This is a genomic window from Rhizobium sp. CRRU65, from assembly GCF_048551595.1.
In the GTDB taxonomy this organism is placed as follows: Bacteria; Pseudomonadota; Alphaproteobacteria; order Rhizobiales; family Rhizobiaceae; genus Rhizobium; species Rhizobium leguminosarum_J.
In genome coordinates this window covers 1-16,044 of the sequence record NZ_JBLYZH010000002.1, presented here as the reverse complement: position 1 = coordinate 16,044, position 16,044 = coordinate 1, and the positions used below count along the sequence as shown (strand labels likewise).

Sequence of the window (16,044 nt, the reverse complement as noted above, 5' to 3'; positions counted from 1 at the left end):
ACCAATCGCTCAAGAGGAAATTTCGATGAAGCTCCAACACTATCTCGGCGGCCTTGAAGGCCTTGGCCCGGTCAGCACGGAAACACGTGTCTTCGTGGAGACATGGGAGACCCGCATCTTCGGTATCCACACCGCAATGATGGCCCTGTCCTCTCAGCTCTCGCTTCCGGCGACGCCGTCTGCATTCTCAAGCATCTGGACCTGGGCGGACCTGCGCAAGGGTGCGGAATCTCTCAACCCCTTCGACTACTTCAAATACCGATACTACGAGAAATGGCTCGGCGGCATTTCCGGCTACTTCATCGACAAGGGCTACATCACCGCCGAGGAACTCGATGCCCTGACGGAGGAATACTACGCTGATCCCTCGATACCCGTGCCGACGGCCGGCGACCAGGCGATCGACGATCGGGTCGTTCAATATCTCGTCGAAGGCGACAGCCCCAAGCGCGAGGCGGAGGTATCCTTCGATTTCACCGTTGGCGACCTCGTCTCGATCAGGAATGTCCCATCGGTCGAGCACACCAGGCTGCCTGGCTTTCTTCGGGGTAAGACGGGAACCGTCGAGACTGTCTACGACGGCGCCTACGTCTACCTCTGTGACACGGGAACGGACGGGATCGGCGCGGCGATGCCGGTCTACTGCATCCGTTTCGAGCCCGAGGAACTCTGGCCCACCAACGCCGAGACGAACTTCAGCCTCTACGCGGATCTCTACGCCCATTACGTGGAATCCCCACGCGCCGTCGCCGCCCAAGCCGCCTGACGCGCAAAGCAATAGGAGAACACTCAGATGATCGACCGCTTCAAATACCGCGAAGATCGCGAAGCCTACAGTGCCGCGCGCGTTAAAGCTCTCGAGGCCCTCCTGATCAAGAAAGGCATCATCACGGACAAGACCGTCGATACCATCCTGGATTTCTTCGAAACGAAGATGGGACCGTTCAACGGCGCCAAGATCGTCGCCCGCGCATGGCTCGACCCCGCCTTCAAGGACCGCCTGGTGGCCAATACCCCCGCAGCGATCGCCGAACTCGAGCTTCCCGAAGGGATGGCGGGCGCGGAGGGCGAACATATGCGCGCAGTCGCCAATTCTGCAGACGTCCACAACCTCATCATATGCACGCTCTGCTCCTGCTACCCTTGGCCAGTCCTGGGGCTGCCGCCGTACTGGTATAAGGATCCGACATTCCGCAGCCGCGCAGCTCGCGAGCCGCGCGCGGTCTTAAACGAGTTCGGTCTGCCCGTGCCGGAGACCATCGAGATCAAAGTCTGGGATTCCAGCGCGCAGATCCGCTGGTTCGTTATCCCGGAACGCCCGCCAGGCACCGAAGGGCTGACGGAGACGGAGCTTGAGGCTCTCGTAACCCCCGAAGCCATGATGGGCGTCGCCATCGCCAAGGCCGCTTGAGGCGGATGCGATGTTGACCCAGTTCGAACATTTCGCGGTTACGGAAATGATGGGGGAGCCCGACAACCCTCCCCGCGCCAACGGTTCCCTCTGCTTCGGTTCTCAATGGGAACGGTCCTCGTTCGGAATGGCGCTTGCCCTCGCAAAGAGCGGCGCCTTCGAATGGGACGATTTCCGAGACGAACTGATCGCGACGATCAAGGATTGGGAAGATGCGCATCCCATCGATCGCTCGAGCTGGAATTACTACGACCAGTTCCTGACAGCCCTTGAGAAGGCCATCGTGAAAGCTGGTGTCGTCGACCCTGAAGAGATCGTGGCCGCTCTGGCGGCCTGATCCCAGTCAAAACTTGCCAAATTGGCGCTCTACTCAAACACTTGAAAGGTATCAGGATGTCAATCTCAGCCTCCACTGCCATCGCGGCGCCAAACCTCACGACGTCGGCCGCGAAAATCCTCCAGGCCGCGACGGCGGTCTTCTTCGGTCTGGTGATCGTGGGATTCGTCGGGTTCTCGCACATCGAAATCGTTCACAACGCAGCGCATGACACCCGTCACGCCAATGCGTTTCCCTGCCACTGAGGTTTAATCTCATGTCGCTGTTTCGCTCGATCGTATTCACGGCGGCCCTTACGGGCGTCATCGTCGGCGGCGCCGTCAGCGCCGCCCAATTCGCTGGAACCAGCCAGTTGATCGCCAAGGCCGAGGTCTATGAAAAGGCGGGCGAAGCCACGGAAACGCCGGAAGTCGTTTCGCCCATGACGACACCGCACCCCCACGAAGCCGATCACGATCACAACGAAGCAGGCTGGGAGCCGTCAGACGGACTGGAGCGGATGACCTTCACGGTTGCAGCAAACATGCTGACCGCGATCGGCTACGCCCTGGTCCTGTGCGGACTTATCGCAATGCGTGGGAAGCCCGTCACCTGGCGCGACGGCTTGCTGTGGGGATTGGCCGGTTTCGCCTGCGTCATGCTCGCGCCTTTGATAGGTCTGCCGCCTGAGTTACCCGGAACGCCTTCCGCGCCCCTGGCCGACCGTCAGCTCTGGTGGATTGGAACCGCGTTGGCTACAGCAGTCGGTATCGGTCTAATTGCTTTCCAGCGAAAGCCATGGGCGGCAGCCGTCGCCATTGCGACCATCGCGGCCCCTCACCTGATCGGCGCTCCGGTCGCACCGGAAGGAATGCACCCGCTGGCCCCGGAGTCCCTCGAGCATCAGTTCGTAGCTGCCGCGGTGATGACGAGCCTCGTCTTCTGGGCTCTGCTTGGGTCCGTGAGCGGGGCGCTTTTCCGTCGATTTGAAGGTACCGCATGAGCTCCGGCACGCTTTGGAACGCGGCCCTCGACGCGTTGCAGTTCACCGCCTGTAACGGCGGGAACTGCCTCGTTCATCGAAGGGCGTTTCGCGCCGTGCTCCGGAAGTCTCCGCTGATGGAGGACTGTATCGCTTTCTACGCGGTGAACCAGGCGACCATCCAAGCGGCTGCGACGGAGAAGATCGAAGAACATCGCATAGGCGACGGTCAGAGTTTCCACCTCAACAGCAGGCAGATCAGGCGCTGGCTAGTCATGACGAGACTGGCAGAAATCTTGCATGACCAGACATTGGACGGGCAACTAGGAGCGGAGTAGTCATGCGGATTGTCATCCTCGCGCCGCCAGGCGTGCAGTCGCTGGACATCGTCGGCCCTGCTGAAGTTTTCTGGGAGGCTGCGCGAAGGCTGGGCGACATGAGCGCCTACGATATACAGGTCATGTCAACCGGAGCGCGCTCGATCGCCGGAACCGGTCAGCTGAGGTTCATGGCGGATCGCACCATCTTCGACGAAGATGAGGAGATCGACACGTTGCTGGTCGCCGGAGATCCTGCTTTTCTCGAGATCGATCCAGAAGTCACTGCATGGCTTCGGCGCCGGGTTCCAGGCGTGCGGCGGTTCGGCTCGATCTGCACCGGAGTTTTCCTGCTTGCCGAAGCCGGGCTTCTCGATGGAAAGCGGGTGACGACACACTGGGAATGCGCGGCGAAGTTTAGCCGCGAGTATCCGGCGATCGATCTCGACGCCGATGCCATCTACGTACGGGACGGGTCGCTTATCACCGCCGCCGGTGTCACCGCCGGCATCGATCTCGCCCTTTCGCTTGTTGAAGAGGATCACGGCAAGGACGTAGCAATGATCGTCGCCCGTTACATGGTCATGTTCATGAAAAGACCTGGCGGCCAATCGCAGTTCAGCGCGCACCTTGTCGGGCAGATGTCCGAGACGACGTTGATACAGAAGGCTCAGGAGTTCGTGCTCGCAAATCTGAACGGCAACCTCGACGTCGAGAGTTTGGCGCAAGAGATTGGAATGAGCATCCGTAATTTTGCACGCGTCTTTCGCAAGGAGCTTGGAATCACGCCGGCCGATTTCGTCGCGGCCGCTCGGACGGACGCCGCACGGCGGCTGCTCGAGGACACCGTCCATCCGCTACAGAGGATCGCCACCATCTGCGGGTTCGCAGACGTCAACGCGATGAGGCGGGTCTTTACCAAGACGATCGGCGTGAGCCCGAACGATTATCGAAGCCGTTTCCAGGTATCATCCAAAACCATTTCCCAGCCGGCCTCCGACCGGCGCCCTGCTCGACAAACGATAGCCATGGACCTCGCACTAGCAATCTCGCATCCTCAAGAGGCATCAACGAGCGCAAGCCGACACACTTGAGGCGAGCTCGCCTTCGTCCGGTTCCGTCCGGGCCGATCGAGCTCAAATCCAGGCTGATATTCACGCCGCCGTTGAACATCGACAGGAACCCTTCTGCTTAAGGAGGTTAAGCCCGCAGGCGGCTGCCAGCTTCATCGCGATGAATTCGGCCTTCACCACGCTGTAGGTGTCGTTGATTGCCGGGAGTTTAGCGATGAATTTCTTCGTCCCGTCATTAATCAGCGGAAATTGAGCAGAAAGAGCTCGCAGAGAAGACCGGCTTGAACGTCAACACTATTCGGAACATGGAGAGTTTGGGAAACGGACCGATCGCCGGTCGTGCAGCAAACGTTCAGGTCGTTCAACGCGTCCTCGAAGCAGAGGGGATCGAATTCCTCAACCACGGTCGCCCGGGCGTCCGCGTGGTTGGTAAGGAATCGCATTGTCCTGCACATCGCGGAGCCCCTTGTACGACGCATGCCGCAGCTTCCCGTCATGGGTCCAGGCTCGATATTCAATCTCGGCAACAATCTTCGGATCGACGAAGACTGCATTTCGCTTCCGTCCTGTATCCACAGTAGCCTTGCCAATAATCAGCTTGTCCATCTGCTCCCGGAGCTCGGCGGCGGATCGTTCATTGAAGCCGGTCCCCACTCCTCCGACATAGACGAGGTCGTCTCCTTTGCGCGCGGCGAGCAGCAGCCGGCCGATCCCGGCGCGCGCTACTGTGGATCGCTCATAACCGACGATCACAAAACTGTCGCTCTGGATGCATTTGATCTTCAGCCAGTCTCCAAGCCGGCCGGAACGATAAGGCGCGTCCCGGCGCTTGGCTATGATCCCTTCCAACCCGTGTTCGCAGGCGCTTGCCAGCAGCTGATCGCCGTCGGCCTCGATCTCCTCTGAGAGCCGGATATCTCCCTGCTCGCCGGTTGGCACCAAATCCGCGAGCAGGTGCCGGCGCATGTCGAGTTCGGAATTCCTGAGGTCGTGACCGTCGAAATAGAGCAGATCAAAAGCCATGAAGATGGCGTCGCTTGACCTCTTCTTGCCGCCCCGCCCGCCCAGCGATTGTTGCAGCAAGCCGAAATCCGACCGGCCCTGCTCGTCGAGAACCACGGCCTCGCCATCTAGGATTGCCGTGCCAACCGGAAGCCACAGGGCCGCTTGTTGAATTGCCGGGAAGCGATCCGTCCAGTCGTGGCCGCCGCGCGTCAGGATGCGAATGCCCGTCGGCTCGATATGCACTGCCAGGCGATAGCCATCCCATTTCACTTCGAAGGCCCATTGCGGCCCTTTGGGCGGCTTCGGCTTCAGGAGAGCAAGGCATGGATCGATGCGATCCGGCATGGGGTCGAGGAGGAGGTTCGGCTGGGCAGGATTTCGCGGCTTGCGCGGCCGCGATCGAACCGGCTTGTCAGCATCCTCCAGGAGCGGCTTTGGTTTCGGCGGCTTTGTCATGCCGCCATCCCATCAGCAATGCCTTAAAAAGCAATTGCCCAATTCGTGTTATTGACTCCGCCTAAGTCGAGAACATTTAGCGACACGCTCGACGGTCGGAGGCTACCCGGTGCCAGATCAGTATCAACCAAAATACAAATGGCGCGAGACCTGGCCGGGAGAAGGACACCAAGACTTCAGCGGGTTCGACGGCGAGCAGTCCTTCGGCCGAATCCAGTTGGACCAAATGAGCCGCGGCAAGATGGGGATGTGGAAGTGGAACATCACCCACATCCCTTGGGTGCGAGAGCATATCGCGTCTCATAGCGGATGGGAGACAACATCCCGGGAGGCATGCCGGAGGGTCGAGGAGCACTACGAGAAATTGTTGGAATTGCATGGTCGGCCGAAAGGCTGATAAAAGTTTTTCGGCATGGGAACTATTGGCTCCGCCGATCGTAGGGAGTCGGGCTGTGCAGAGATTGTTATGGCAGCCACCATACACTTCAATATGCGGTCCGCCGAACCCAAACTAGCCCCGTCCTACCTAAGGCGGGGCTTTTTTGGCCTTCGGCCCATTGGCTTCGACGTTCCAGGAGATGGGCTGAGCGACACCGGCAAGCCGGCGTTCCGCATTCACGGCCGATATTACCTTCAATGATGAGACGTGGACGTTGGCGCGTTTACCTGCAGCGAGTGAGGGCTATCAAACTTCGTGATCAGAAGCGTGACCAACTCCTCGCGCGTCCTGTGTCCTTGATTATAGAGGTCGACCGCCGCGCTGCAAAGCAGCTGCATTGATTGTTCCGTTGGCGCGGCGCGATTGTGCCGGCACCAAATCCGAATGGCATCCGAAAGCACGTTCACGTCGTCCATCTGGAGTGAGAGATTGAAGTCAGCCATATCATTCTCCTTGAGCGTCGCAACAGCTCGCCCGGATCGCGATAAGGAAACGGTAGTGCATTAACCTCCCAAGGCCAACCATCAGTACGGTTGCGGACGGTTGCCGCGAACCTCCGCCAAGTCACCGGCGATCCGCTTCTCTAACTCTTGTACGGAACCGCGCGCGGCGTCGACCTACTGGGGCTTCCACGCGGGACGGTGCTGAAGCTGGGTGCGGACGTCGAACTTGAGGTTACGGGTCTGCGCAACCCGTGCTCCCAGATCGACACGTTCCAGCCGGGGCTGCTCAAAACCGTTGTCAGCAAAGGGCCGAACGGCGAACTCGTCAGGAAGACGGGTGTGATGACGATAGTTCTCAAGGGGGGCGTGGTCGCGCCCGGCGACGCCGTTGTCGTCGAGCTGCCCGTCCCGCCGCTGATTCCGCTTGGGGTCGTTTAACGCCGGGTCTTCGTGTCGTCCCCGACCTCGCGCTCATCCGGCATCCTCGCCTACCGCGTCTGACCTTCGTTCATGTCACCGGGATCGTAGTTCAGATCCCATTCTTTCACCGGCTTCTTACCTGGCGGCGTCTTGTGCTCCGTCGCATCTTCCGATCCGGTGAGGACTGTCGGCTTGGCACTGGCCACGCCCGTCGCTTTTCTGTCGCCGATCGACTTGGCGAACTGGCCTTTGGCATCCTTCTCGACGTCGGACATCTCACTCGCCTTTCTGCTTCAGCCCGTCCGAGATCTTCTTGACCTCGGGGTCGGCATTGGTCTCGCCATTGGCGTCTTCCGCACGGTCGGGATCGTCCTTGGCGGGCAGATATCCTCGCGGCGTGTTTTCCTGGGGACCTTCCCATCGCGGCGACTGGTCCGTGGTGCCCGGTGCACCGTCCTTCGGCTTGTTCATTCCCATGATGCTTACTCCTTCTGCTAGGTAACCTTCGTCATCAATGGATGTTCCCTTCTCCTCGTCGCCACGCCGGAACTTTGAGCGCCCACCCAAGGTTCGGTGTCGCGTTCAAACGAGGAGACCATCACCCTCCCTCCACCCGACGGCGAGCCGCGGTAGGTCTCGACGAGAAGGGGCTTCCGATCGCCTCGGTCAACCTGTCGTCGAGGTGACACCGGCGGCCTTATCAAACTTCAGTCGCATCTCCGACGCTGGTTGGGCGCACGGGGCGCCGGATCTCGGGGGCATCGAACGGCTACGACATCCTACGCGAAAAAGCACTTGACCGCATGCAAATCCGGCGCGTCGGGTGCAGTCCATTCTAGCTGAGAAACTCGTCGTTCCAGACCGGCACCGCAACCGTGCGAATCCGCTTCAGCCTGCGGACCTTCAGCGTTCCGTACTCGCTCCCGTGCGGGAAATGTAGCTTCATTTGCAGGTAGTTCTTCTTGCCACAGCCGTCGCACCTGAACTTCTGAAGCAGTCTGTCGAGGGAAAGGTTGCCGCAAAGCTCTTCGATATCCCTAGGGATATAGTTGTGGGTCACCCGGCAGAGATTGCATGTCACCACAAGTATCTGCCCCTGATCCGCGGCGGCCCTCACCGTCCAGAGCCGCAGCCGCTTGACCGGATGGATCTCAGGCATGGTCGGCGACGGGCGTCAACTTCCACCCCGAACCCGGCGGCCGCTTGCCCGCTTTTGCGACCCGGTAATCCAGCTCGATGGCCGCTTCCCTCGCCGCGTCCCTACTGTTGGTCGCCCAGACGGACACGACCAACCTGCCCGCTCGAAGCTTATACTTGTTTTTGGCGGGTCGGGAGCCTACGGCTTGGCCGGCGCGGAAACATCGCCGTGCAAACGCCTCGTCGTTGCTCTCGCGAATAGTCAGCGGAAGCGCAGACCACCAGGCGTCGAAGGCCGATTTCTTTTTTGCGGGTTTCTTGACATTGTCCAACATGGCATCGCTCCGACAAAGAAATGTTCCTTATTTGTTCCAATTCACTCCGGAGTCAATATCTGCACCGTAGCGGTCTACCAAGGAGGGGGGACGAGGAGGTCGGGAAGCGGCAGTCCTTGTCGCCGCCATCATAGAACCGATCGGTCGGCCTGTCAGCGGGCGTCTCAATTCCTCAGGCGCGGGAGAGACCGCTTTTGCGGCTCGACATAAGGAAGAATCATCGCATAGCCGCACATTGCCCGCCCTAGTCTGGCCGTGCCTGCGGATACTGGGCGTTCTGTAGCTCCTGCTTGACGTTCCATGCCGATGACGCCGATTGGCACGCCGCTAACAGATCCGCAACTATTGGGCCGTTGGCCGGAACCATCGAGAGCACGGCGGATTTCCTCCTACCGAGGCATGGAGTACAAGCATGGACAAGGACAAGACGGCCCAGGAGGCGATCGAGGAGACAGGGAAGAAGCAGGTCGATGGGCAGGGGCTACCGGCTGCCGGTCCACACGCGACTAAGGAACAGACGGACGAAAGCAAGACGCCTGGCACGGGCGCACTTCCCGACCGTGAAGACGAAAGCGTTTCTCCCGGCGGCGGCTGACCATCGCGCGATGGCGCCGGTGATCCTCCGGAGCCGCCTAGCCTTTCGAAACCCGCATCGCGCCGACACCCCCGTGACGCGCTGCAGACGTCTGCGTTGAGGTTTTGCACCGCTGGCATCGAGCGGACGGAGATCAACAGGGAGTGAAGTCCTTCGACGATCCTGGAGCGAGAACTGGGAGGATTTGCGGCCGATCACCGAAAAGGCAATGTCGGGCGAAACCGTCTACCACGAAGACTTTCCGCTCGAAACCACGCGACACGGGCAGGCTGAAACTGCGTATTTCACCTTCTGCTACAGTCCGATCCGTGATGAGAACGCCAAGGTTCTCGGCATGATCGACACCGTGATGGAGACGACGGAAATCGTGCGAGCGCGCCAGCGCCTTGTGTCGGAGTCCGAGCGCTATCGCCAGATGTTCGAGAACGCGCCGGGTTTCATGGCGATGTTGAGCGGACCGGAACACGTTTTCCAATACGTCAACCTGGCTTACTCGGAGCTGATCGGTTTCCGGGAGGCGGTAGGAAGGACTGTCGCAGAGGTTCTGCCGGAAGCGGTGGAACAGGGCTTCGCCGCGGCTCTGACCGAGATCGGGCAGACCGGAGAACCACATTCCGCACTCGGTGCGCTTCTAACGATCAAAGGGCCGGGCGGCGCCTCTTTCGACAGATATGTCGACTTCGTCTACCAGCCCATAAAAAACGCCTGCGGGGAAGTGACGGACATCTTCGTTTCACAGCCAACGTCTTTGAGCGTGGTGCTTCGTCGTGTGATGATCACACGAGTAACCGCGTAAAAACGCGTTACGCCGCTCAGCCGGCCTTAGTCGATGGATTGCCCCAGGCATGGCGCGGCATTGCCGGACATTGCGGTTTCGGGCGAAACTTCACCAGCACCTCGCGGCCATCAACTGAAGCCTGCGTGCGCTCGAGCGCGTCGCGTTCGGCAACCGCCTGGCGCCAGTGCTCGGCGTCGCGGCCATCAGGCCGGCCCTGTTCCTCCCAAATCGCGTAAGCTCTTTTGCTGATCCATTCGTGGCGTCTGTCGCTCATTTATCCATTCCATTCGATGCTTCGGCAATGCTATCCTGCGGGACCAGTCGGTCCTGCCGAACCCGTAGGCGGCGCTTGGCTGCCATCAGCAAGTCAAGTTCGATCGAGGACGGCCCGAATCGGGCGAACAGGGTTTTTGCCTGCTCGTCCTTCAAGCCATATTTGGTAGCGAATTCATCAAGGGTATAGGGGCGGCCGCGCAGCATTCTGCTCCGGCGCTCCGGTTCACGGATTTGCGTCATTGGTAGTAACCCCAGTGTGTTTTGCAAATGCAAGAACAAATAATGGGGGCGGAAGTTCCGCCAGTTTTCAGCGTTTTTTCGTCCGGTTATGTCGTCATTTGTCTGCTATGTCACAAACGAAAAAAGCGCCCTCCCGATCAAGGAGGGGGCGTTTAGAAGTGGCGTGTGTTGCTATACAGCGAACAGCAATATTGTATCGGCGACGAAATTCGCGATGCTTGCTTAGGGGCTGTTGAGAATCATCTTGAGTTTATGACGGCTGCAGCGAGGTGAATGATTGCGCTGAAACTTTGGTCGGTTTTGTCCGCTCGCATTGCAATGCGTTTGAACTCTTTGAGTTTGCAGAAGAAATTCTCGATGAGGTGCCGCCATTTGTAGATTTCGCTGTCGAGTGGAAGAGGTGCTTTTCGTCGTGGATGCTGGGAGATGACGACCTTAGCTCCACGCTCGTTTAAATCAGCGACGATTTGGTTGCTGTCGAAGGCCTTGTCAGCGATCAGCCCGTCAAAACCAATGCCATCGATGAGCGGAGCAATGCCCACCGTGTCGAAGCGATGACCGGGCAGAAGAACAAAGCGTACGAGATTTCCAAGTGCATCAGTCAACGCAAGGATCTTAGTCGTCATGCCGCCCTTCGAACGACCTATAGCCTGGCTCTGAGTCCCCCTTTTGAGCCCTGTCCGTGGCGGTGGACCTTGTCGATGGTGGCGTCAACCATGGCATATTCCATGTCAGGCTCATCTGAGCAGACCTCAAAAAGCCTTGTGAAAACATCGGCTTTGACCCAATCGCGATACCGTTTGTAGATCGTGTTCCAGTTTCCAAAAACCGTGGGGAGATCCCGCCATGGGCTTCCTGTACTCACAATCCAAAGAATTGCCTCGATGAAGCCCGGTTGTTGCTGCCACTTCGGCCGGGATCAGACGGCTTGCCGTGGCAATGTGGTTCCATTTTCGCCCATTGGGCGTCCGTCAGCACAAATCGTTCCATCTGCAGCTTGAATCACAAACAAGCCCCAGAAGAAACCCTGAACCTCAACAGCCCGTAGCCGGCGGTGTTTGGATGGCGCGAATTAAACAATCCCTGCGACACCATATTCAGGTAATCGCCGTAATGGTCACGAAGTCGATCATGGGAGGATCATTTAACAATACCAAGTCCCTCACCGCCAGACGGATAGTTGCTGCTTCACGTCCGTATCATCGGCAAGGCTACAGGGATCTCCGGTTTGCAACAGGACGTCGCCCCCTCCGGCTTTGGCCGACCGACCAAAGCAGAGTGGTTGAGTGTACCGCACTCGAAAGCGGCATACTGCACGGGTGTCGTGGGTTCAAATCCCACCCTCTGCGCCATTAACCTCATCCAACTATATGCATTTTTTGCGAGTGGATGACGCCTGTTGCTGGCTTCGATCCTGAGAATTGCGCTTAACGCTAACCTAGCCGTCTGAACCGCCGAGATCCTGAGCGAACCGTTCCAGGTCTCGGCACAGCGTGTCCGCGAAAGCGATCGACTGCGACGTATCCGTTGACCGCCGCACGAGCTCTACGACCTCAAGCACAAGGACCTGGGCTTCCCGGCTTGTGATCAGGCCTTTCTTGAGCATGACCTTCGTGTTGGCTATGAAGATCGCGTTAGCAAGGGACAAGGCTGTCACTGCTGTCGCAGTGATCACAGATGCACCGCCATTTGGCGTATTATGGCTCATTGGTAGTCTCCTGGATGCCAGGGAATATAGCCATGGCGTTGCTCGGATGAACAGTAGACGCGTTCGGTAGTGTTTCCTGTCGGCCCGGCCGGAGGCGCGGAGCGCAGCGAAGAGTGCGTGCTGCGCTTCATGAGAGCTCAGAAGTGGAATGCCACCGACGCCGTGCAGAGATTGTTATGGCAGCCTACCATACACTTCAATATGCGGCCCGCCGAAACCGCAGCCCAGTGCGAGGGCAACCGGTTGAGAGCGCTCACCTGCTTTTCGACTTTCGTTAGGTGCCAGAGATCGTCCGCATCAAGGAATGCCACGAATCGACCTGATGACGCCTCGATCCCAGTGTTCCTCGCGGCGGCGACACCGCAGTTGGGGGTAGACAGAAGGCGGATTCGTGAGTCCGACATCGCCATCTGCTCGAGGAGTTTTGCCGTGTGGTCCGTGGAACCGCCGTTGACAACGATAATCTCCAGGGCGTCGTAGGTCTGGCGCACGGCGGACCGAAGCGTGCGCTCAATATAGGTGGAAGCATTGAAGGCTGGGATAACTACTGAGACCAGAGGCCGGTCAGAATGAAACGTGTCGCGTCGATCCTCATCTGAAAGCATTGCAGATCTCTCGCCACGTCATCCAGAAAGCTACTTTCGTACAGGTGAAGGGACTGCTTTTTGATTTCTCCCGTTTCGTACATTCAATTCGGAGCTCGCGACTCCCCGCCGCCGACATTGTTGGAACGCCGTCTGCCAGCCTACGCTCTAACTTTGTTCTGCGGGCGCAAACGGACTTTGATCCGACGTAGACCCTCTACTTTCGTAGAAGAGGGTAGATCTGTCAGCCGCACGTTGGTGAAAAACTGAAGCGTTCGGGCCTGGCGTCAAGATCTGGTCCTTCGACACTTCGTTCACGCTGGTCGCTGCCGGGGAGCGGGCGCGCGATCTCGGTGAGGCATCCGGATCTCGGACCTTAGTTGGGCATGCTTGAGACTGAAGTCCTACACATGGAACGGCTTGTAGCGGGGAGTGTTTTCGATTTGCGACGCCAGAGAGCGCCGCGCCGATTGTAGCCGCCCTGGAGACGAAACATGCGTCTGCTCATCGTTGAAGACGAACCGGGAATCGCTCTGGTGATCGAGGATGTCGCGATCGACGCCGGATTCGAAATCACTGGCATAGCGGGGAACATGTCAGAGGCTCTGGAGCTCGGTTCCGAAGCAGACATCGCCATCATCGACATCCGGCTTGGGGATGGACTGACCGGGCCGTCCATTGCCCGCGCCCTCTTTTCCGGGTTCGGACTTGGTGTGGTGTATTTCACTCTGAACCCCGGCCTTGTCGAAAACCCGGAGGGCCGAGCTGTCGTCACCAAACGGGCGAGCCCCGAAAGAATAGTGGACGCGTTGTCTATGGCAGCCAAGAATGCAAGAAAGCATTGCGTCGCGAGCAGGCCCACCTTCCGCTGAACGCTTGAGGCGCGGTTGATCGGTTTCCTCCACCCGAACCCAATGCTGCCGACACTATTCCTTCGTCGGTCAAAGATGCACCTCCCCACTCCGCAATCATATGAAGCGGCTATGCTCGAATTTTTCAACGAAGGCTCCCCTCGGGGAACTCCCCACGACGCCCAACATGGATCGACATTCACCAGGGAGGTTCTGACCGGATACAGCAACAAACTCCCTGGTGTCCTCTCAACAAGGGTGAGGAAAATTTAAGCGAGATAGCGCCGAGGGAAGAGGGAACGCTCCGATCAGCCCGTCATGAATGGCGGCCACCAAGAAGTTGATGCCCGCGGCAGTCTGCTCCGCAGCCCATGACACATGGCCAAGAGAGCGGAGAAAGGCCCTGCCAATCGCCTCTCTTGAGCTGCTGTCGCGCTGTCATCGTCAAGCGCCTCCGGCCGCGATCAGCGCATCCCGTGCGGCGCGAAAGGCATCCTTCAGCGCTTTTTGACCTTCGAGCCCCTCAAAGGCATAGCTATTGAGAAACTGACGTCCGGCGAACAGGTTGCGGTCCACGGGGCTCAGCTCGGCTTCCGCGCAGACCGCTGGCCAGTTTGCGGCAATCATCGTGACCTGGTTTTCAATCAGCGCGGCAGCTTCCGCCTCTTTCAAGTGATAATCCGGCGCGCTAGCTAGCAAGGTGGCGAGGGTGCTGGCGCGGCCATCGCCCTTGATCAGCATGGCCTGCGTGGCCTCGTTACCCGTGCGTCTCTGGGGGCAGATATCATAGGCCGGCGTCAGAGTGAGCATTCGGCCGTCCCAGAAGGCGGCATGATTGCGGGCATGGTCGTCGGTGTTGCCGCACAGCACGTTGAAGCAAATCCGCCCGTAGAGTTCCTTGAGGGTATCCTTGGGTGCCGTGAAGCGGCGACGGATCAGCTCGGCCAAGTCTTCGTAAGAGGCATAGCGCGCCATCATCTCATCAAGGCCCAGCATGGTCAGGGCCGAGACCATGGCGTGCCTCCTCCAGCCATCCGTTGTGTGCGTGCGGTCAAAGCGCTCGATCAGCAGCAAGTCCTTTTGCGCGGCGCGGGTCATCGCCACGGACGCCGCGTTTAGCCCGCAGGCGGCTGCCAGCTTCATCGCGATGAATTCGGCCTTCACCACGCTGTAGGTGTCGTTGGTTGCCGAGAATTTAGCGATGAATTTCTTCGCCCCGTCATTGATCAGCACCTTGGGGCGCGCGCCGCCGATCGAGGTGCCATGGTTGAGGGCTATTTCGAGCGCCGATGGCAGGGGGACGCCTTTTTCGATGAGGGCGGCAGCTTCCATGAGTTCGTCGAGCGATGCCTGTGCGGCATGGCGGGGGACATACTCAGTTGCCGAGGCCTGAAAATCGAGAGCACCAATCCGGTCGGAGCCGGACTGGAGCAGATAGGTAAGTTCGCTGATCTCAGGCACGCCGGCAGCGTCGGGCTTCTTGCCCGTCAGTCTGTTGATGATAACCCGGCGGCCCCAGGCATCGGGCGAGCAGTCGCGAATGCAGCTCGCCATCGACAGGCCGTTGATCGGCGCGATAATGCCTTCCTGGAGCGGTAACTCCGGCTCATAGACGGAAATGGCGTTTTCGCGGCGGCGGTAACTGGCGCCATAGGTGAAGAGCAGGCGCTCGCCATTCTGGTCGAGGCGGCCCGCCACCACCGGTTCCGTTGCCCCCGGCAGCCACATCCAGACAAAGGCTTCCGTGGCGTCCGCCTTAGAAGTCATCATCGACCTCCTTCACCGTGTGGCGGACACTCTTGGGCAGCAGGGCCAGTTTTTCATCGAGACGGGTATTGTGCATCTGGAGACTGCGCTCGTCATAGTCGAACAGGCGCATGCCCACGAGGGACGCTACTTCAAAGACGATGCCGATCTCAGGACCGGGCGCACCTTTTTCGATGCTGGACAATGTCGTCCGGCTGATGCCGGCACGGTCGGCCAGTTCCTGCGCGGTCAGGCCGCGCTCGGCGCGCCCGACGCGGATCAGCTTGCCGAGCATGGCGAGCGCCTGATGCGTCACTCTGGAGTAGCTTCTCTGACGGGGCACTGTTATGACCCATGTTGTTCATCTGAGTGGACAAGAGTTGCTCCCGTCCTTGCGGACATCATGCCATGGCGCTTGGTGTGAAGTCAAGTTTTGTTCATTTAAATGGCCATATCGCCAGTTTGTGTCCAGAATTTTGCGCATGGACGGGTATTAAGCAAGGAGTCTCCCGTGACTCGCAAATACATGCTCACCGAGGCTGGGCTCGATGCTTGGCAGCAACAAGCGGCAAGATGACGTGGGTGGAGGCGCACATGAAAACACCTGATACCGCTGCTCTGCTTGAGGACGCCGCCGACCGGATTGCGGACATCTCCCGGCCGGACTTACAAATCCTGCTTCGTCGCGCCGCGCTCCTATTGCGCAATGCAGGATCGATCACCTTCGAAGATGATACGGACGCAGCTTTGCGAGACCTATCCGGCGAACTCGGCATGACGCGCAACGACACGATCAGGTTTATCGTTCGGGAGTGGATGGAGAAGAACACCTATCTGCCGGTGCGCAGCCTCGACGAGGACGGCGATGTTGATGGGAATGGTTGACGGGCGTTATACTTGACAGAATCCGCCCACCCCCACTACGAAGTGCC

At 59.2% G+C, this 16,044-nt stretch carries 24 protein-coding genes and 2 pseudogenes; 13 read left to right on the top strand and 13 right to left on the bottom strand.

All coding sequences use genetic code 11. The features are described from left to right. Positions 1-25: 25 nt before the first annotated feature. The 7 genes from nthB to ACM5SV_RS03265 are packed head-to-tail and all read left to right on the top strand — an operon-like array spanning position 26 to position 4,120. Complete coding sequence (nthB, locus tag ACM5SV_RS03295) at positions 26-766, top strand: nitrile hydratase subunit beta (protein WP_003554331.1); 741 nt, start codon at positions 26-28, stop codon at positions 764-766. A 27-nt stretch (positions 767-793) separates the two neighbouring features. Then, on the top strand, positions 794-1,411 hold the full coding sequence (nthA, locus tag ACM5SV_RS03290; protein WP_017996632.1) for a nitrile hydratase subunit alpha: 618 nt from the start codon (positions 794-796) through the stop codon (positions 1,409-1,411). A gap of 10 nt (positions 1,412-1,421) precedes the next feature. After that, the gene (locus ACM5SV_RS03285) at positions 1,422-1,748 is read left to right on the top strand and encodes a nitrile hydratase accessory protein (protein ID WP_012763449.1); all 327 of its coding nucleotides are present in this window, start codon (positions 1,422-1,424) and stop codon (positions 1,746-1,748) included. A gap of 56 nt (positions 1,749-1,804) precedes the next feature. Further along, positions 1,805-1,993, top strand: coding sequence for a CbtB domain-containing protein (locus tag ACM5SV_RS03280; RefSeq protein ID WP_003554337.1), 189 nt, complete (start codon positions 1,805-1,807; stop codon positions 1,991-1,993). Positions 1,994-2,004: 11 nt separating this feature from the next. Continuing rightward, complete coding sequence (locus ACM5SV_RS03275; RefSeq protein WP_419425058.1) at positions 2,005-2,730, top strand: CbtA family protein; 726 nt, start codon at positions 2,005-2,007, stop codon at positions 2,728-2,730. Next, entirely contained in the window at positions 2,727-3,047 is a 321-nt protein-coding gene (locus ACM5SV_RS03270; RefSeq protein WP_419425057.1) for a hypothetical protein, read from the top strand. Before ACM5SV_RS03275 ends, ACM5SV_RS03270 begins: the two co-directional genes overlap by 4 nt. Positions 3,048-3,049: 2 nt before the next feature. Further along, a complete protein-coding gene (locus ACM5SV_RS03265; protein WP_003554342.1) occupies positions 3,050-4,120 on the top strand; it encodes a GlxA family transcriptional regulator in 1,071 nt (356 codons plus the stop codon). Between the two features lie 375 nt (positions 4,121-4,495). On the opposite strand, the gene ligD is transcribed toward ACM5SV_RS03265, so the two are convergent. Next, positions 4,496-5,560 carry a non-homologous end-joining DNA ligase gene (ligD, locus tag ACM5SV_RS03260; protein ID WP_419425056.1) on the bottom strand — a complete coding sequence of 355 codons (1,065 nt, stop codon included), beginning with the start codon at positions 5,558-5,560 and terminating at the stop codon, positions 4,496-4,498. A gap of 109 nt (positions 5,561-5,669) precedes the next feature. On the opposite strand from ligD, the gene ACM5SV_RS03255 reads away from it, so the two are divergent. After that, the gene (locus ACM5SV_RS03255; RefSeq protein WP_419425055.1) at positions 5,670-5,957 is read left to right on the top strand and encodes a hypothetical protein; all 288 of its coding nucleotides are present in this window, start codon (positions 5,670-5,672) and stop codon (positions 5,955-5,957) included. Positions 5,958-6,193: 236 nt separating this feature from the next. Here ACM5SV_RS03255 and ACM5SV_RS03250 read toward each other — a convergent pair whose 3' ends face one another. Further along, on the bottom strand, positions 6,194-6,442 hold the full coding sequence (locus ACM5SV_RS03250) for a hypothetical protein (RefSeq protein ID WP_003554351.1): 249 nt from the start codon (positions 6,440-6,442) through the stop codon (positions 6,194-6,196). Positions 6,443-6,589: 147 nt separating this feature from the next. Between ACM5SV_RS03250 and ACM5SV_RS03245 the strand changes: the two genes are divergently transcribed. Further along, the gene (locus tag ACM5SV_RS03245) at positions 6,590-6,880 is read left to right on the top strand and encodes an MOSC domain-containing protein (protein WP_017996639.1); all 291 of its coding nucleotides are present in this window, start codon (positions 6,590-6,592) and stop codon (positions 6,878-6,880) included. A gap of 50 nt (positions 6,881-6,930) precedes the next feature. Here ACM5SV_RS03245 and ACM5SV_RS03240 read toward each other — a convergent pair whose 3' ends face one another. From ACM5SV_RS03240 to ACM5SV_RS03225, 4 genes are all read right to left on the bottom strand, one after another. Beyond that, complete coding sequence (locus tag ACM5SV_RS03240; protein ID WP_003554353.1) at positions 6,931-7,137, bottom strand: hypothetical protein; 207 nt, start codon at positions 7,135-7,137, stop codon at positions 6,931-6,933. 1 nt (position 7,138) lies between these two features. After that, positions 7,139-7,339 (bottom strand): hypothetical protein, encoded by a 201-nt coding sequence (locus ACM5SV_RS03235; RefSeq protein ID WP_003554355.1) that lies wholly within the window; start codon positions 7,337-7,339, stop codon positions 7,139-7,141. 358 nt (positions 7,340-7,697) lie between these two features. Next, the gene (locus ACM5SV_RS03230) at positions 7,698-8,021 is read right to left on the bottom strand and encodes a hypothetical protein (RefSeq protein ID WP_003554357.1); all 324 of its coding nucleotides are present in this window, start codon (positions 8,019-8,021) and stop codon (positions 7,698-7,700) included. Further along, complete coding sequence (locus ACM5SV_RS03225; protein ID WP_003554359.1) at positions 8,014-8,334, bottom strand: hypothetical protein; 321 nt, start codon at positions 8,332-8,334, stop codon at positions 8,014-8,016. The genes ACM5SV_RS03230 and ACM5SV_RS03225 overlap by 8 nt, the downstream gene beginning before the upstream one ends. A 412-nt stretch (positions 8,335-8,746) precedes the next feature. On the opposite strand from ACM5SV_RS03225, the gene ACM5SV_RS03220 reads away from it, so the two are divergent. Both ACM5SV_RS03220 and ACM5SV_RS03215 read left to right on the top strand, forming a co-directional pair. Then, complete coding sequence (locus ACM5SV_RS03220) at positions 8,747-8,929, top strand: hypothetical protein (RefSeq protein WP_003554361.1); 183 nt, start codon at positions 8,747-8,749, stop codon at positions 8,927-8,929. 184 nt (positions 8,930-9,113) lie between these two features. Continuing rightward, a complete protein-coding gene (locus ACM5SV_RS03215) occupies positions 9,114-9,725 on the top strand; it encodes a PAS domain-containing protein (protein ID WP_003554362.1) in 612 nt (203 codons plus the stop codon). Between the two features lie 16 nt (positions 9,726-9,741). Here ACM5SV_RS03215 and ACM5SV_RS03210 read toward each other — a convergent pair whose 3' ends face one another. From ACM5SV_RS03210 to ACM5SV_RS03190, 5 genes and pseudogenes are all read right to left on the bottom strand, one after another. Then, positions 9,742-9,981, bottom strand: a complete 240-nt coding sequence (locus ACM5SV_RS03210) for a DUF2934 domain-containing protein (RefSeq protein WP_003554363.1) — start codon at positions 9,979-9,981, stop codon at positions 9,742-9,744. After that, positions 9,978-10,223 (bottom strand): hypothetical protein, encoded by a 246-nt coding sequence (locus ACM5SV_RS03205; protein WP_003554365.1) that lies wholly within the window; start codon positions 10,221-10,223, stop codon positions 9,978-9,980. Before ACM5SV_RS03205 ends, ACM5SV_RS03210 begins: the two co-directional genes overlap by 4 nt. Before the next feature lie 239 nt (positions 10,224-10,462). Continuing rightward, positions 10,463-11,213: pseudogene (locus ACM5SV_RS03200) on the bottom strand (IS5 family transposase). Positions 11,214-11,661: 448 nt separating this feature from the next. Continuing rightward, positions 11,662-11,931, bottom strand: a complete 270-nt coding sequence (locus tag ACM5SV_RS03195; protein WP_012763454.1) for a hypothetical protein — start codon at positions 11,929-11,931, stop codon at positions 11,662-11,664. A 215-nt stretch (positions 11,932-12,146) separates the two neighbouring features. Beyond that, positions 12,147-12,536, bottom strand: a pseudogene (locus ACM5SV_RS03190) (glycosyltransferase family 2 protein); the annotation flags it as partial. 473 nt (positions 12,537-13,009) lie between these two features. On the opposite strand from ACM5SV_RS03190, the gene ACM5SV_RS03185 reads away from it, so the two are divergent. After that, positions 13,010-13,387 carry a response regulator gene (locus tag ACM5SV_RS03185; RefSeq protein WP_003554372.1) on the top strand — a complete coding sequence of 126 codons (378 nt, stop codon included), beginning with the start codon at positions 13,010-13,012 and terminating at the stop codon, positions 13,385-13,387. A gap of 423 nt (positions 13,388-13,810) precedes the next feature. Here the strand turns inward: ACM5SV_RS03185 and ACM5SV_RS03180 are convergent, their stop codons facing one another. Continuing rightward, a complete protein-coding gene (locus ACM5SV_RS03180) occupies positions 13,811-15,133 on the bottom strand; it encodes a type II toxin-antitoxin system HipA family toxin (protein ID WP_003554374.1) in 1,323 nt (440 codons plus the stop codon). Continuing rightward, entirely contained in the window at positions 15,123-15,407 is a 285-nt protein-coding gene (locus tag ACM5SV_RS03175) for a helix-turn-helix transcriptional regulator (RefSeq protein ID WP_003554377.1), read from the bottom strand. Before ACM5SV_RS03175 ends, ACM5SV_RS03180 begins: the two co-directional genes overlap by 11 nt. Before the next feature lie 299 nt (positions 15,408-15,706). Here ACM5SV_RS03175 and ACM5SV_RS03170 point away from each other — a divergent pair, with 299 nt between their 5' ends. After that, entirely contained in the window at positions 15,707-15,997 is a 291-nt protein-coding gene (locus ACM5SV_RS03170) for a hypothetical protein (RefSeq protein ID WP_003554378.1), read from the top strand. Positions 15,998-16,044 lie beyond the last annotated feature (47 nt).